Origin of the sequence: Rhodococcus oryzae (genome assembly GCF_005049235.1) — a bacterium.
Classification (GTDB): domain Bacteria; phylum Actinomycetota; class Actinomycetes; order Mycobacteriales; family Mycobacteriaceae; genus Rhodococcus_G; species Rhodococcus_G oryzae.
Map to the genome: position 1 here is coordinate 162,474 of NZ_SUMD01000007.1, position 15,564 is coordinate 178,037.

The window sequence follows — 15,564 nt, forward strand, 5'->3', positions numbered from 1 at the left end:
CACACCAATTTTGCAGACCTCTGCAACCTTGCAGAGGTCTGCAAAGTCCGTACCGTCGATGGGGTGATCCAAGAACTGCCCCTGCGCGACCGTAAGAAGGCCGCCACCCGACGGGCACTGAGCGACGCCGCGGTCAGGCTCGCCAGGACACTCGGCATCGACTGCGTGACGGCGGACGCCATCGCGTCCGACGCGGGCGTCTCCACGCGCACCTTCCACAACTACTTCCCGTCCAAGGAAGAGGCCATCCTCTTCCGCTTCGAGACCGAAGTGACCCAGTGGGTGCAGCAGCTCCGCGAGCGCCCGGCCGAGGAACCCATCTGGGACTCGCTCGAGACGGTGGTCGTCGGCATCGTGATGGATCCCGAGCGCGACCTCACCGACACCTTCGCCGTGATGGCCCTCGTCGAGGACAGCCCCGCGCTGCTGGCCCGCCAGCTCGAGCTACAGGGGCGCGTCAACCGCATCTTCGGTGAGGCGATCGCCGAACGCACCGGCACCGACGTCGAACGGGATCTGTACCCGAACCTGCTGCAGATGGCCGCAGGGGCCGCATGTAAGGCGGCGATCGACCTCTGGATGCAGGGCACCTCCGACTACGCGAACCCCGGCGAACTCGTCACCGAGGCGTTCCGCCAACTCCGCGCGGGCATCCCGCAGCCGCCCCTCCCCACGCAGCACTGACCGACCCGTACCACCACGAACGAAGGGTCCTCCATGGCCACCTATCTCTATCGGATCGGCAAGTTCGCCTATCGGCGAAAGGGCACGGTCCTGTCCATCTGGCTCACCCTTCTCGTCCTGATGGGCGTCGGCGCCGCGACCCTCTCCGGGCCGACCAACGACTCGTTCTCGATCCCAGGGACGCCCGCGCAGCAGGCGCAGGACCTGATGGCCGAGCGCTTCCCCGAGGCCGCAGGCAGCGACCCCTTCAACTCGCTCAGCGCACGCTTCGTCTTCGCCGCGCCCGACGGCCAGACGCTGACCGACCCGGCGAACGAGGCCGCGATGGACGCGGTGCTCGACCGGGTACGCGGCATCGAGCAGGTCGATCCCGCCGCGAAGGCCGACCCCGCCACCCCGCCAGCCGCCGGGGAACGCAGCAAGGCCCTGGTCAACCCCGTCGTCGCCCATGACGGCCTGATCGAGATGGTCACCGGGCAGGCACAGGAGTCCGGCAAGCAACTCGACCGCGCGCTCGCCGACGCGCAGGCGCTGTCCTCGCTCAGCGCGGACGCGACCGTCGGCTATGTCGACGTGCCGTTCACCGGCGAGGTCACCGACGTCACCGACGAACTGATCGCGGAGATCGACGCCGCCGCCCAGGTCGGCCGCGACGCCGGGCTGAACGTTCAGCTCAGCGGCAGCGCCGCGCAGGTCCAGGAGGCTCCCGGGGGGACCACCGAGCTGATCGGCATGGCCGTGGCCGCGATCGTCCTGATGATCACCTTCGGTTCGCTCGTCGCCGCCGGCCTGCCGCTGATCTCCGCGATCATCGGCGTCGGCATCGGCAGCCTCGGCATCACCATCGCGACCGGATTCACCGAGCTCGGATCGATGACGCCGACCCTGGCGATCATGATCGGTCTGGCCGTCGCGATCGACTACTCGCTGTTCATCGTCTCGCGCTTCCGGCACGAACTGACCGTCACCGACAACCGCGAGGAAGCGGCCGGACGCGCCGTGGGCACCGCCGGATCGGCCGTGGTCTTCGCGGGGCTGACCGTGATCATCGCGCTCGTCGCGCTGCGGGTGGTCGGCATCAAGTTCCTCACCGACATGGGCATGGCCGCCGGCTTCTCCGTGTTCATCGCGGTGCTGATCGCGCTGACCTTCCTGCCCGCGATGCTCGGGCTGTTCGGCAGCAAGGTGTTCGCGGGCCGGATCCCGTTCGTCAAGGCCAAGGATCCCGAGTCCGGCTCGATGCAGCCGGGGTCGGCCATGCGCTACGCCCGCTGGGTCGCGCGTGTCCCGTTGATCCCCCTCATCGGCGGCGTGCTGCTGCTCGCCGTGCTCGCGGTGCCCGCGGCCGGCCTCAAGCTGGCGCTGCCCAGCCAGGCCACCGGCGACCCCGCGACCAGCGCCCGTCAGGCCTACGACCTGATCGACGAGGGCTTCGGACCCGGCCGCAACGGCCCGCTGCTGGTGGTCGTCGATGCCCGCGACGCCAGCGTCCCGGCGATGCAGGCATTCGGCGATGTCGCTGCGACGATCTCCGAGCAGACCGATGTCGCCAACGCGCAGGTGATCGGCGTGAACCAGGCGGGCGATACCGCGCAGATCCTGGTCACCCCTGCCAGTGGCCCGACCGACCCGAAGACCGTCGACCTGATGCAGTCCATCCGCGACAGCGAGACCGGGATGCACGAGCAGATCGGCGTCAACTACGGCGTCACCGGTCAGACCGCGCTCGAGACCGACATCTCGGACCGACTGCAGGACGCCCTGATCCCCTACCTGCTCGTGGTGGTCGGGCTGGCATTCATCCTGCTGACGCTGGTGTTCCGGTCGCTGCTCGTGCCGCTGACCGCCACTCTGGGCTTCCTGCTCAGTGTCGCGGCCACCTTCGGCGCCACGGTCGCGATCTTCCAGAACGGCTGGGGCGGGCTGGTCGGGAACCCGCAGCCGCTGGTCAGCTTCATGCCGATCTTCCTGATCGGTGTGGTCTTCGGACTGGCGATGGACTACCAGGTCTTCCTGGTGACCCGGATGCGTGAGGAATACGTGCACGGCGCCTCCGCCAAGGACGCGATGACGATCGGGTTCACCCACGGGTCGCGGGTGGTCACCGCCGCCGCGCTGATCATGATGTCGGTGTTCGCGGCCTTCATCGCGGAGCCGAACTCGTTCATCAAGTCGATCGGCTTCGCCCTTGCGGCTGCGGTCTTTTTCGACGCCTTCGTGGTGCGCATGGTGATCATCCCCGCGGTGATGGCCCTGCTCGGCGACAAGGCGTGGTGGCTCCCGGCGTGGCTGGACCGGATCCTGCCGAACGTCGACATCGAGGGCGAGAAGCTGCAGCGCGAGCTGCCGGCTCACGCGCTCGAGGGCGAGGAGACGGTGGCCGCCCGCTAGCGGCGGCGACATCCGGATCGAATCGAGGAGGCCGGCGGCGCGATGCACTGCCGGCCTCCGTCGTTGCTGCGACAATCGGCACACGGATATCCGCGGACGAGGGGTTGCCACTGTGACATCGCTGAGGCGAGGTTCGACCGACCGTCCGACGCACATCGTGCGCACGCCCCGATTCTGGTTGGCGCCTCTCGTCGTGGTGTCCCTGCTGATGTCCCTACTGGCGGCGCTGTATCTGGGCGGGATCCTCGACGCGAAGGGCAACCTGCACGACTTCCCCGTCGCGATCGTCAACCAGGACGAGGGCGACACGGTGTCCACCCCCGAGGGCGACAAGCCGGAGAACTTCGGCAACCAGATCACCGAGGGATTGGTGGCGAAAGTCCCGGCGGACAAGGTCGACCTGCAGCAGATCGGTATCGCGCAGGCCCAGTCCCGGCTGGATACCGGCGAGATCTACGGCGCGATCGTCATCCCGAGCGATTTCACCAAGCGACTGCTGATCCTGGCCAAGGCGGGCGTCATCCCCGGAGACGTCGAGAAACCGATCATCACCGTCTACACCAATCCCCGCGCCGGGACGTTCGGCGTCGGGCTGGTCACGGGCATCGCCTGGCCCGCCCTCGACGCGGTCAACGACACGGTCGGCGCGCAGCTGACCGAGCAGGTCAACGCCCAGCTCGCGGCGATCGCAGACGCCCCAGCGCTCTCGGGCGCCGCGCGGCTGAGTCTGGCCGAACCGATCAAGGTGCTCACCACCGCACACAATCCGCTGCCGGACGGGACCGGCAACGGCCTGTCCGCGTTCTACTACGCGCTCCTGCTGGTGCTCGCCGGGTTCACCGGGGGCATGATCGTGAACTCCCTGGCCGACGGGATGCTGGGTTTCGCGCCCACCGAGTTCGGCCCCCGGTATGTGCACAACCCGGCGGTCGAGATCTCACGGTTCCGGACGCTGCTGTCGAAGTGGGCCGTGATGGCGGTGCTCGCCCCGCTCGTCTCGGGGCTGTACGTGGCCGTCGGCCGTGCCCTCGGCATGCCGATCCCGAACCAGCTCGCGTTGTGGATGTACGGCACCTTCGCCATCGCCGCGGTCGGCATCACCGCGCTGTCGGTGCTCGCGGTGTTCGGCACCGTCGGACTGTTGGTCAACCTCATCCTGTTCGTCGTCCTCGGATTGCCGTCCTCGGGCGGCACCATCCCGATCGAGGCGACCCCACCGATCTACGGCTGGCTGGCGAACTTCGAACCCATGCACCAGGTGTTCCTCGGCGCCCGCGCCCTGCTCTACTTCACCAGCGGCGGCGCGGGCGACCTCACGCACGCCGTGATGATGACGTTGATCGGCCTGCTGGTCGGGCTGACGCTCGGCGCGACGGTGACCCTGCTCTACGACCGGAAGGGCTTCCACCGCGGCGCGGCCCGCCCCGCGCACGATCAGCCGTTGTGACGCTGGCGGTGGCGGGCGACCCGAACGTCCCGGCGCGGGGATTGATGTAGACACGGACCGGCCGTACCGTGCGGAATATTTGTGACGTGCTGCGGTCCAGTTGCGTTCGATCGGCACTTTTGGGCCCGTGCTTTCGCTGTGGGTGGCCATTGTCACCCGTTGCGCTGTTTTCGGTTGTTGACCGGCGGGTTTCTGATTCTGTCGGATTCTGGATTCAACGATTTCGGTATGGCGCGAGACGTGAACGTTACGCATTCGTCCTACGTTGGGGGCAACCGACAAGAGCATTCGAAAGGGTCGACATGTTGCATACCGATATCCCCACTCGCTCCGAGATCGAGGCGCTGGTGAATGCTTCCGCGCCGTGGTCCGTGTCGATCTATACGCCGACCGAGGCCGATACTGCGACGCCGGAGCAGAATCGGATCGCGTTTTCCAACCAGACGCGAGATGCGTTGGGGCGTATCGATGATCGGGATGCGCGGGTCGCGCTGGAGGAGGGGCTCGAGGATCTGATCGAGGATGAGGAGTTCTGGCGGTTTCAGGCGCGCACGCTGGTTGTACACGCGACGCCGGAGCGGATGCGCACCTTCCGGATTCCCAATCGGCTCGAGGCAGGCGTCACCGTCGGGGATCGGTTCTTCGTGAAGCCGCTGCTGCGGGCGGTCACCTTCCCACAGTCCGCATTCGTACTTGCCCTTGCCGAGGGGTCGGCGCGACTGGTGGAAATCACCCCGGATCGCCCGGCCGAGGATGTACTGGTTCACGGAATGCCATCCAGTGCAGCTGATTACGCGAACAAGGCATCGTTGAGTGGTCGCGCGCCCAAGGGCCGAATCCAAGGCACCGAGGGTCGCAAGGTCCGCGTGCGTCAGTATGCGCGCGCGGTGGATCAGGAGCTGCGCGACATTTTGTCGGGGCGCGACCTGCCGCTCATCCTTGCCTCCGCCGAACCGATCGGGGCCCTGTTCCGCTCGGTCAACAGCTACGACGGCCTGCTTGCGGAGACCATCGAAGGCAATCCGGAACACCTTTCGGACGAGCAACTCGCCACCCGGGCGCGCGAGATCCTCGACCGGCACTACGAAAGCGAATTGGCTGATCTGCGAGTCCTTTTCGAGGATCGGCGCGCCGAAGGCCGGGGCACCACCGACCTCGCCGACATTGCCCGGGCCGCGACCTTCGGCATCATCGACACCCTGCTGGTCGATATCGACACGACCATCCATGGCGTCATTGCTGAGGATGACGGAACACTCACCCTGGCAACGAATTCCGATCTCGACGCACCGGGTGTCCTCGATGAGGTCGCGCGCCGAGTCCTCCTCTCGGGCGGACGGGTGTTCGCCGTGCGCACCGCCGATATCCCGGACTCGGCAGCGGCGGCGGCAATCCTGCGCTACGCGATGTAAGAGGTCCGGCTGCGGCTGCACCACGACGCAGCGAAATCAGAACATGTTCGCCGATTTCTTGGTGCCCGTCCATAATTCGGCGATCTGCGCGCAACCGATATCCGTGGTGGGACACACCGTCGAGCACTGGGAATCCATCCCAAGAATCATCGGGAACATGACGATTTCGCAAATGCACCAGTTATAGAAAGCCGCCCCTTGATTTCGCTGGTGTGCACGGCCAAGCGGCGACGAATGACGACTTCGCGCCCTTTCTGATCAATTCCTATCCCGCGGCCTGCTGGAATTTCCACACCAGCGCGTCCCCGACCTCGTGGAACTTCCGCTCCGGGCTTCCGCCGCGGGGTGGACCGCCCCGCGCACGATCAGCCGTTGTGACGCTGGTTGTAGCGGGCGACCCGAACGCGATTGCCGCACAGTGCGGGTGAGCACCAGCGTCGGCGTGGGTGCGCGGGGAGGAAGAGCTGGGTGCAGTGCGGGCCCTCGCACCCTCGCACCTTGACGACATCGGGGTCGGTCAGCAGCTCCACGGCGGCCTCGGCCAGCCCAGCGAGCAACCGGTCCCGTTCGTCGCCGTCTCGGCGCACGTCGGCGACGAGCCTCTCGCCGTCCCAGGTCGCAACCGTGTACCGCGGCGCCGCCCGGACGGCCCGATTCAGTGCCGCCACTGTTTCCGGAGAGGGCCGAGCGCCCTGCCGCGCCTGCTCGATTGCTCCGGCCACGTACTCACGCAGCTGCCGGACCGCGGCGCGGTCGGCATCGGTGGGCGCCGCCGACAGCGGGGTGAGCCGGTCGGCCTGTACCTCCAGCCAGGACTGAAAGCCCTCGCCTGTGTCCAGTGCATCGATATCGCCGCTCGGGGTGTGCGCGCGCGTGTTGAGCAGATCCAGCGCCAGCGGCTCGCCTGTCAAGAACCTCATGCAACTAATGCTACATGAAGCACTTGACACATTAATCCTGCGATGGCTATAACTAATGCAACATCAACCGAAAGAGGCATGTGGCATGACGATCCAGATCCCCCGCATCAGCCACGGATACGTCGACGTCGCCGGCGTCCGCGTCTTCTACCGGGAGACCGGGCCCGAGGACGGAATCCCGCTCCTGCTGCTGCACGGCGTCCCGACGGCCTCGCACCAGTTCAGCCGACTCATGGACGCGCTCGGCTCGCGCTACCGGCTGATCGCGCCCGACTACCCGGGGTTCGGCCACACCGAGACGCCCGACGACTTCGTCTATTCCTTCGACCGGTTGGCCGACGTGATGGAAGGCTTCGTCACCGCGAAGGGGCTGGACCGCTTCGTCATGTACCTCTTCGACTTCGGTGGCCCGATCGGCCTTCGGCTGGCGACCCGGCATCCGGAATGGATCGCCGGCTTGATCGTGCAGAACGCCAACGCCTATGAAGAAGGACTGTCGGGCCTGGCACTGGACACCATCGCCGCGCCCGCCGACGCGCTCGACGGCATGTTCACCCTGCCCGTGACCCGCAGCCAGTACGAGAGCGGCACCACCAGGCCCGAACTGATCGCCCCCGACGGATGGACCCTCGACCAGCATTTCCTCGACCTACCCGGGCGCAAGGACGCCCAGCGCGCCCTGGCCTTGGACTACAAGAACAACGTCGCCCTGTACCCGCAGTGGCAGGCATGGCTCCGGGAGCACCGGCCGCCCACGCTGATCATCTGGGGCCGCGGTGACGCCTTCTTCACCGAGCCGGGGGCCCGCGCGTACCTGCGCGACCTGCCGGACGCCGAGCTGCACGTCTTCGACACCGGCCACTTCGCGCTGGAGGAGAACCTCCCAGAGATCGCACCACTCATCGCCGAATTCCTCGAAAGGCAGACACGCATGAAGGTCGCGATCATCGGCGCCACCGGCAATCTCGGCAGCGCGGTGGCACGGGAGGCCGCCGCACGCGGACATCACGTCACCCCGCTGGGCAGCAACGATGTCGATGTCACCGACCTGGCCTCGATCACGGACGCCGTCGCGGGCCACGATGCCGTGATCGTGTCGGTGAAGGGACCCGAGCAGTTGGTGCCGCGCGGCGCGCGGGCACTCCTCGAGGCTCTCCCGGTGGCAGGCGTAAACCGCCTGGTCTTCCTCGGCGGTGGCGGCAGCCTCGAATCCGAGCCGGGCAAGCGCTTCGTCGACTCCCCCGACTTCCCCGCGCAGTACCTGGAGACCGCGCTCGACCAGACCGAGGCCCTGCGGATCTTCCGCGGCTCGGCCAGCCCGGTCGAGTGGTCCTACGCCAGCCCTCCCCCTGTCCACCTGGTCCCCGGCGACAAGACGGGGTCGTACCTGGCGGAGGCCCGCGACACCCCCCTCACCGACGAGGCGGGCGACAGCCGCATCACCACCGGCGATTACGCCGCGGCCATCGTCGACACCCTCGAGACCGGGTCCTTCATCCGCGAACGGTTCACCGCGGCCGCGGTGAGCTGACCAGCGACGACCGTGGGCGGTCTGGTCCTATCTACCGGACCAGGCCGCCCACAGCTGCGCGTACCGTCCGCCGGCCGCGACCAGCTCGTCGTGAGCGCCCTCCTCGACGACCTCGCCGTGCTCGAGCACCAGCACCCGATCCGCGGTGGACGCCTGTGTGAGCCGGTGGGCCACCACCAGCGTGGTGCGCCCCCTGGTCGCCGCCTCCGCCGCCACCTCGAGGTCCCGCGCACCCGCGCTGCCCGCCTCGGCGGTGGCCTCGTCGAGCACCGCCACCGCGGGATCGGCCAGCACCAGGCGGGCCAGGGCCAGCTGCTGCGCCTGGGCCGCGGTCAGGGTGTGTCCGCCCTCGCCGACCTCGGTGTCGAGTCCGTCATCGAGGGCGTCCGCCCAACCGAGCGCCCCGACGGTGTCCAGCGCCGCCCGCGCCTGCGCCACGGTCGCCTCCGGCCGGGCCAGGCGCAGGTCCTCGATCAGCGGGCCTGCGAAGACGTGCACCTCCTGGCTCACGATCACCACCTGCTCACGCAGACTGCCGCCGAGCTCCGCCAGCGGGACCCCGCCGATGGACACCTCGCCCGCGGTGGGCGTGACCGAGCCCGACGCGATCGCCGCCACGGTCGTCTTCCCGGCACCGGTCGAGCCGACCAGCGCCACCCGCGTCCCCGGCTCGATGCGGAGATCGATGCCGCGCACCACCTCCCGGGATCCGTCGTAGCTGTGCCGGACCCCGGTCAGACGCAGTTCCGCCGACGCGGGCACCGCCCCCGACGGGGACGCGTTCTCCGCCGGGATGTTCACCACACCGACCAGTCGCGCCAGGCTCGCGCCCGCCGACTGGATCTCGCCGAAGGTGTACATCAACATGCCGATCGGGTTGAACAGCCGGTGGAACAGCAGGGCGGCGGCCGTGGTCTCGCCGACGGTCACCAGGTCGCCCTTCACCAGAACGAAGCCGACCACCAGGATCACCGAGAGCCCGACGAACTCGGCCCGGTTGCCGCGGCCGGCGAACCGGGTGAAGAGGGTGAACACCCCGGTCGCGATGTCCCTGGCCTTTCCGGACGCCCGGTCGATCTCCGCCAGGTGCACGTCCTCGAGCCCGTACGCACGGACCGTGCGCGCGCCCTGCATGCTGCTGATCAGTGCCTGGGACCGCTCCCCCATCGCGACCCGCTCCGCGGCGAACATCGGGCCCGACCGCGGCAGGTACCAGCGCAGAGCGAGCGCGTACATCGGCAGCGCCACGGCGCCTGCCAGGCCGAGCCGCCAGTCGATGCCGAGCATCGCGATCATGCTCAGCGCCACCAGCAACACCGCCGAGACCAGGTTCGGCACCACATCGGAGACGGCCTTGCCGATCACCGAGATGTCGTCGCCGACGCGGGAGAGCAAGTCCCCCTTGCCCACCCGCTCGACCGTCGCGATCGGCAGGGTCAGTGCCCGCTCGACTGTCCGCTCCCGCAGCCGCGCGAGCATGCCCTCGCCGAGACGGCTGATCAGCACCGAACCCCAGCCGGCGAACAGCCCGCCGAGCAATGCGGCCACGGCGATGACCGCGACCACCCCGACGATGATCTCGGTCGGTGCCTTCGCCTGGACCCGGTCGACCAGGATCCCGAACACGTAGATCGGCACCAGGGACACGGCCGCACCGACCGTCCCGACGGCGAGCGTGAGCCCCGTCAGGCGACGGACGCGCGCGAACTCGGCTCGCAGCCAGGCCCAGCTCTCCCCCGCCGTCGCGATCGGGAGCAGGGGCCGGTGCTCTGCGGTGAGGCTCATCGCAGCACCACCTTTCGGTAGTTCTCGTCGGCCGTGGCGAGGTCGGTGTGGGTGCCCTCACGGACCACGCGGCCCTCGTCGAGCACCAGTACCCGGTCCGCGACCGCCAGCAGCGCGGGGCTGCTGGTGATCAGCACGGTGGTGTGCACCCGCTCGGGGGCCTCGTGTCCGTTCACGCCATGCCTGAGCCGCGAAATACCCTCCGCGATGGCCTGTTCGGTCACCGCGTCGACGGCGGTGGTCGGATCGTGCAGCACCAGCACGGGTGCCTGCGAGAGCAGCGCCCTTGCCAGCGCCACCCGCTGCCGCTGACCCCCGGACAGGCTCGCGCCGCGGTCGGTGACCGGCAGGTCCAGCCCGTCGGGGTGCGCATCGACGACGTCCACCGCCGCGGAGGCCGTCAACGCCCGGCGCACCTCGGTGTGATCGGCGTCCGGGCTGCCCGCCACCACGTTGGAGCCGACGGTCCCCGCGAACAGGTCCGAGTTGTGCGGCTCGACGAGGACTGCGCCGCGAGCCTGCGCCAGATCGATATCGGCCAGGTGCACCCCGCCGACGGTCACGGTGCCACCGTGGTCGTCGGGCGCGACGTGCCCGGACAGCAGGTGCGCCAGCGCCTCCGCGTCCTGTGGGCGATGCGCCAGCACCCCCACCAGCTCGCCGGGGTGCGCGTGCAGGTCGAGCCCGCGCAGCGACCGGTAGCTGACATCGGTCAGCTCCAGCGTCACCCGGGGCGGCAGCGCCTGCGACCCGGCCGGGACCATCGGGGCGGCATCGAGCACCAGCGCGAGCCGATCGGCGGATGCCCTGGCGGTGGCGAGGAAGCCGGGCATCCGGGCGAGGGTGCCGAGCGGCTCGATGATGAACTGGGACAGCCCGACCACGGTGATCAGCTCGCCGATCGTGATCCGGCCCTGCAGCGCGAACCAGCCGGCAACGCCCGCGACGCCGACTGCCAGCAGCGCGCTGACCGTCACCGAGGTGCCGACGAAGATCCCGGTGGCCTTGGCCGCGTGCAGCGTCGAACGCAGCGCCTCGCCGCTGGCACCGCGGTAGCGCGTCGCCGCGGCCCGCTCCGCGCCGAGCCCGCGCAGCGGACGCAGCCCGCTCACCAGGTCGGTGGCCGACCCCGACGCGCGGGCGGTCGCCGCCTGCGCCGCGGTGGCGCGGCGGGTGATCAGCGGCGCCGCGAGCTGCATCAGGCCGAGGATGAGCGGCGTCCCGATCAGGACGGCGAGGCCGAGCGGGACGTCGATCACGAGCAGGGTCACCGCGGAGGCCACCGCGGCGACGAGGGCCGCGACGATGCGCGGGATCACGTCGAGGATCCAGGCCTCGCGGTCCGCGTCGGAGGTGGAGACGGTGAGCAGTTCACCCGAGCGCAGGTCCGTCCGCACCCCCCTTGGGTGCAGGATCCGGCCCGCCACCTCCACCCGGAGCAGGTGCGCCTCGTTCTGCATCGCGAACACGATGAATCGGGCGCCCATCCGCCAGGCCGCCGTCAGCACGAGGAACAGCGCCGCCAGCCCCAGCACGGAGACGACGAGCGCACGGGTGTCACCGGTGGAGATCGCGCGGCCGACGATGATGCCGATGGCGACGGGCACCATCGTCTCGGCGATCTGGTGCACCGCGAGCAGCGCCGTACCGATCGTCAGGCGTCCCCGGTTCCTGGCGACGGTTCGCCGGAGAATCCCGGCACCGCCGCCGGGCCCACTGGCGGCACCGCCGCCGCGCGCAGATGTGCGCCCCATCAAGCCTCCCGATAATGTGCGGCGATCAGATGCCGCTGAAGTTAGTACACCCTAACTGACGTGGAAGTAGCGCCGGACCGCCCGGTTCTCATAGAGTCGCGGACACGTACGAACCTGCCGCAGCAGGCGTACTCCGCCCGAGAGGAACAAGCGACATGGCCGCGAAGACGACCACCGAGAACGACATCGCCGACGAGGAGCTCGAGCCGGTAGCGGACGAGACCGCCCGCCAGGCACAGCGAGTTGTCGCGGCATATGCGACAGATGCCGACGAATGCCGGATGTTGCTGTCTATGCTCGGCATCGGCCCCTCGGCCAAGATCGACTAGTCAGCCGGCGCCGGCCGCGGTCGCGGCGGCATCCGAACAAAGGAAGATTGTGGGCTCCGCCTCGGAATTTGTTGTCGTTGCCAACCGGTTGCCCGTCGATCTCGAGACCCTGCCCGACGGCAGCACCAGGTGGAAGCGCAGTCCGGGTGGCCTCGTCACGGCGCTCGAACCGATCCTGCGCGGCAAGAAGGGCGCCTGGGTCGGCTGGCCGGGCGTGCCCGACACCGATCTGGGCCCCATCGTCGAGGACGGCATCGAGCTGTACCCCGTGCGCCTGAGCGCACAGGAGGTCGCCGACTACTACGAGGGCTTCTCCAACGCCACCCTGTGGCCGCTGTACCACGACGTGATCGTCAAGCCGGTCTACGACCGTTCCTGGTGGAACGCGTACGTCGAGGTCAACCGCCGGTTCGCCGAGGCCACCTCGGCGGCCGCCGCGCACGGCGCGACGGTGTGGATCCAGGACTACCAGCTCCAGCTGGTGCCGAAGATGCTGCGGATGCTGCGCCCGGACCTGACCATCGGGTTCTTCCTGCACATCCCGTTCCCGCCGGTCGAGCTGTTCATGCAGATGCCGTGGCGGCGGGAGATCGTCGAGGGCCTGCTGGGCGCCGACCTGATCGGCTTCCACCTGCCGGGCGGCGCACAGAACTTCCTGTACCTGGCGAGGCGGCTGGCGGGCCAGCCGACGTCGCGGGGCAATGTCGGGGTCCGGTCCAAGCTCGGCGTCGTCCAGGTGGGCTTCCGCAACGTGCGGGTCGGCGCCTTCCCGATCTCCATCGACTCGGGCCAGCTCGACGAGCTCTCCCGCAAGAAGTCGATCCGGGACCGTGCCAAGCAGATCCGCAAGGAGCTCGGCAACCCGGAAAAGGTCATGCTCGGCGTTGACCGGCTGGACTACACCAAGGGAATCGACGTCCGCCTCAACGCCATTCGTGAGCTGCTCGAGGAGGGCCGGATGGATCCGGCCCAGAACATCATGGTCCAGCTCGCCACCCCCAGCCGTGAGCGGGTCGAGAGCTACATCCAGATGCGCGGCGACATCGAACAGCAGGTGGGCCGGATCAACGGCGAGTTCGGTCAGGTCGGCAGGCCGGTCGTGCACTACCTGCACCGGCCGATCCCCCGCGAGGAGCTGATCGCCTTCTTCGTGGCCGCCGACGTCATGCTGGTGACCCCGCTCCGGGATGGCATGAACCTCGTGGCCAAGGAGTACGTGGCCTGCCGCAGCGACCTCGGCGGTGCGCTGTTGCTGAGTGAATTCACCGGCGCCGCAGCCGAATTGCGTCAGGCATATCAAGCCAACCCGCACGACCTCGACGGCGTCAAGGACGAGATGGTCGCAGCGCTCACCCAGGACCGAGAGGCGGGCCGACGCCGGATGCGCGCGATGCGGCGTCAGGTGCTCGCGCACGACGTGGACCGCTGGGCCAAGTCGTTCCTGAACGCGCTCGCGCGGGATTCGGTCGCGGGCGGCGCGCTGCTCGGCGACGAACTCAAGGCCTGATACCGCAGAAGGGCGCCTCCCCCGGGGTAGGCGCCCTTCTGCGTGGTCCGTTATACCTGGTAAAGGTCGGCAGCGGTGTTGACTGCGTCCGGCCCAAGCTCCATGGTGACCTCGCCATGGAGCCGGCCGCACCGAAGGACATCGGACGAGGTTAACCGTCGTTTGCGCTCAACTGCCTCAACCATTGGTCAACCACCTGTGCGGTCGTATGCGCCTCAGTGCTGCACAGTGCGACATGTTCCGCGTCCACGGTCTGGACAGTCTGTTCGGTTGACCAGCTTTCGATGGGCCACTCGTTGAGGTTGTGCGTTGGTGACGGTTTCGTGCATTTGATGACGAGCGCCTCGCATTCGACAGGCTGATACTCGAGTTGCAGCAAAAGCTCGAGCCAGCACGCTAGAGCGGTCAACCGTTCGGTGGTGAAGCCGGCAAGGTCGGGGATCATTGCTTCCGTATCGACCACGGCGTCTCTCGCGGTTGCCATTTGGCGCTCGTTTGCCTCTCGAGCGATAAAGGAATCGAAGATGATCAATCCCTGCAGCCGGGTATTGCTTTGTTCCAGCAATCGAGCTGCAGTGGCGTGGGCGAGGTTTCCTCCTCCCGACATGCCGGCCAGGACAAATTCGTCGTTCCCAACGGTATCGAGGACGGTCTTGGCGATACTTTCGATGGCGGCGTCGAGCGACGCCGGTAAGGGCTCATCCGGCTCATATCCCGACAGTGGGATGACCGAGAGACGGCGATGACCGCCCAAATGAGCGGCGAGCAGAATGTACTGAATATATCCGCCGAGGAATGCCGGGGTGCAGATCAATACAACGTGGGGCAAGGTATCTCCGCCACTATTATGGGGCGTGCCACCGCTGAGTCCGATGCCCCTCGGTATTCCTGCCGCATAGTGGTCGAATGCCGGGCGGAGTTTCGCAGCCGCAAGAAGGAACTCCAGGCCGTCGCCGAACTTATCGTCTGCGACCGCCTGTCTGAACATGCGGACAATAGATGGGTCAGCGGATTTGGAGCTCGCTGCGGGAGACTGTTCGACGGACTCGGCGACCACGGTGGCTGGGTCGGGGGCGTGTCCGATCCCGTTGCGTCGAGGTGCAAACAGGATGTCTCCGCGTATGGCGAGTTGAGGTTCGGCGCTTGCGACTGCGGTGACGGTCATGTTCCGTACGGCCATGAGTCCGAACAAGTCCCCGAGGCCTTTGTCGGAGGAGTCGGTGTCGACGAGAATGATCCGCCCCGGGTTCTCGGTCTGAGCCGACTTCACAAGCTCCCATATCGCCGATCCTGCCGGGTGCACAACTTCGTCAGTCGACACCGAAATCGCGCCGCGCGTGAGTACCAGGAAAGGGCTGGAATCGAAGCGCCGTTGTCCGGACCAGGACTGTAAAGCGGCTGACACCTTCTGTGTCATGACGTGCGTATCCGTTGGGAGCGCACCGGATTCGTCTCTGCGGCAGTCCAGAACTATGACCTGGGCTGTGTCAGTGTCGGGCCCGTTCAGTGCTTCTGCCCAGTCGCAGGGTGCGACCTCGGGCAATGATGTGGGGGTGGGAATTGTCGACCACTCGATGGTGCGATTCTTGTTCATGGATTCGTCCGATGTCTCGACGAGCTGGCCTTGCTCTGTGGTCATTGCTCAAAGCTCCTGTGCAGTCGCTGATTTCGGCGGAATCGACGTATGTTCACAATCGACAATGGCTACTTCTTTCTGGATGGCGGCTGCGGCACCCCGAGGCGTAGAACCTGTTCTTGCGGCTGACGTGAATGGCCTTGCCGGTGCCCGCTGGCGGTCTGCAAT

11 protein-coding genes are annotated in these 15,564 nt (G+C 67.9%); 7 read left to right on the forward strand and 4 right to left on the reverse strand.

What is annotated here, in order from left to right; translation table 11 throughout:
• Positions 1–63: 63 nt before the first annotated feature.
• The 4 genes from FCG67_RS16115 to FCG67_RS16130 all read left to right on the forward strand — a co-directional run bounded on the left by FCG67_RS16115 (position 64) and on the right by FCG67_RS16130 (position 5,934).
• Entirely contained in the window at positions 64–684 is a 621-nt protein-coding gene (locus FCG67_RS16115; protein ID WP_136910737.1) for an acyl-CoA-like ligand-binding transcription factor, read from the forward strand.
• 33 nt (positions 685–717) lie between these two features.
• Positions 718–3,075, forward strand: a complete 2,358-nt coding sequence (locus FCG67_RS16120; RefSeq protein WP_136910738.1) for an MMPL family transporter — start codon at positions 718–720, stop codon at positions 3,073–3,075.
• Between the two features lie 208 nt (positions 3,076–3,283).
• Entirely contained in the window at positions 3,284–4,522 is a 1,239-nt protein-coding gene (locus FCG67_RS16125) for a YhgE/Pip domain-containing protein (RefSeq protein WP_136910829.1), read from the forward strand.
• A gap of 302 nt (positions 4,523–4,824) precedes the next feature.
• The gene (locus tag FCG67_RS16130; protein WP_136910739.1) at positions 4,825–5,934 is read left to right on the forward strand and encodes a baeRF11 domain-containing protein; all 1,110 of its coding nucleotides are present in this window, start codon (positions 4,825–4,827) and stop codon (positions 5,932–5,934) included.
• A gap of 365 nt (positions 5,935–6,299) precedes the next feature.
• Here the strand turns inward: FCG67_RS16130 and FCG67_RS16135 are convergent, their stop codons facing one another.
• Positions 6,300–6,854: a CGNR zinc finger domain-containing protein gene (locus FCG67_RS16135; protein ID WP_136910740.1), complete on the reverse strand. Its 555-nt coding sequence runs from the start codon at positions 6,852–6,854 to the stop codon at positions 6,300–6,302.
• Between the two features lie 85 nt (positions 6,855–6,939).
• Between FCG67_RS16135 and FCG67_RS16140 the strand changes: the two genes are divergently transcribed.
• On the forward strand, positions 6,940–8,385 hold the full coding sequence (locus FCG67_RS16140; protein ID WP_136910741.1) for an alpha/beta fold hydrolase: 1,446 nt from the start codon (positions 6,940–6,942) through the stop codon (positions 8,383–8,385).
• A gap of 27 nt (positions 8,386–8,412) precedes the next feature.
• Here FCG67_RS16140 and FCG67_RS16145 read toward each other — a convergent pair whose 3' ends face one another.
• Both FCG67_RS16145 and FCG67_RS16150 read right to left on the reverse strand, forming a co-directional pair.
• On the reverse strand, positions 8,413–10,170 hold the full coding sequence (locus FCG67_RS16145) for an ABC transporter ATP-binding protein (protein ID WP_136910742.1): 1,758 nt from the start codon (positions 10,168–10,170) through the stop codon (positions 8,413–8,415).
• Positions 10,167–11,924, reverse strand: a complete 1,758-nt coding sequence (locus tag FCG67_RS16150; protein WP_136910743.1) for an ABC transporter ATP-binding protein — start codon at positions 11,922–11,924, stop codon at positions 10,167–10,169. The genes FCG67_RS16145 and FCG67_RS16150 overlap by 4 nt, the downstream gene beginning before the upstream one ends.
• Before the next feature lie 155 nt (positions 11,925–12,079).
• On the opposite strand from FCG67_RS16150, the gene FCG67_RS25050 reads away from it, so the two are divergent.
• Both FCG67_RS25050 and FCG67_RS16155 read left to right on the forward strand, forming a co-directional pair.
• A complete protein-coding gene (locus FCG67_RS25050) occupies positions 12,080–12,253 on the forward strand; it encodes a hypothetical protein (RefSeq protein WP_169310548.1) in 174 nt (57 codons plus the stop codon).
• A 49-nt stretch (positions 12,254–12,302) separates the two neighbouring features.
• Complete coding sequence (locus FCG67_RS16155) at positions 12,303–13,760, forward strand: alpha,alpha-trehalose-phosphate synthase (UDP-forming) (protein WP_072753355.1); 1,458 nt, start codon at positions 12,303–12,305, stop codon at positions 13,758–13,760.
• Positions 13,761–13,911: 151 nt separating this feature from the next.
• Here the strand turns inward: FCG67_RS16155 and FCG67_RS16160 are convergent, their stop codons facing one another.
• Positions 13,912–15,399: a thioesterase domain-containing protein gene (locus tag FCG67_RS16160; protein ID WP_136910744.1), complete on the reverse strand. Its 1,488-nt coding sequence runs from the start codon at positions 15,397–15,399 to the stop codon at positions 13,912–13,914.
• Between the last annotated feature and the right edge of the window lie 165 nt (positions 15,400–15,564).

Bases quoted from the DNA above. Each gene is read 5' to 3' on its own strand.
- FCG67_RS16120 (WP_136910738.1), top strand. From the start codon at position 718: ATGGCCACCTATCTCTATCGGATCGGCAAGTTCGCCTATCGGCGAAAG.
- FCG67_RS16125 (WP_136910829.1), top strand. From the start codon at position 3,284: ATGTCCCTACTGGCGGCGCTGTATCTGGGCGGGATCCTCGACGCGAAG.
- FCG67_RS16130 (WP_136910739.1), top strand. From the start codon at position 4,825: ATGTTGCATACCGATATCCCCACTCGCTCCGAGATCGAGGCGCTGGTG.
- FCG67_RS16135 (WP_136910740.1), bottom strand. From the start codon at position 6,854: ATGAGGTTCTTGACAGGCGAGCCGCTGGCGCTGGATCTGCTCAACACG.
- FCG67_RS16140 (WP_136910741.1), top strand. From the start codon at position 6,940: ATGACGATCCAGATCCCCCGCATCAGCCACGGATACGTCGACGTCGCC.
- FCG67_RS16145 (WP_136910742.1), bottom strand. From the start codon at position 10,170: ATGAGCCTCACCGCAGAGCACCGGCCCCTGCTCCCGATCGCGACGGCG.
- FCG67_RS16150 (WP_136910743.1), bottom strand. From the start codon at position 11,924: ATGGGGCGCACATCTGCGCGCGGCGGCGGTGCCGCCAGTGGGCCCGGC.
- FCG67_RS25050 (WP_169310548.1), top strand. From the start codon at position 12,080: ATGGCCGCGAAGACGACCACCGAGAACGACATCGCCGACGAGGAGCTC.
- FCG67_RS16160 (WP_136910744.1), bottom strand. From the start codon at position 15,399: ATGACCACAGAGCAAGGCCAGCTCGTCGAGACATCGGACGAATCCATG.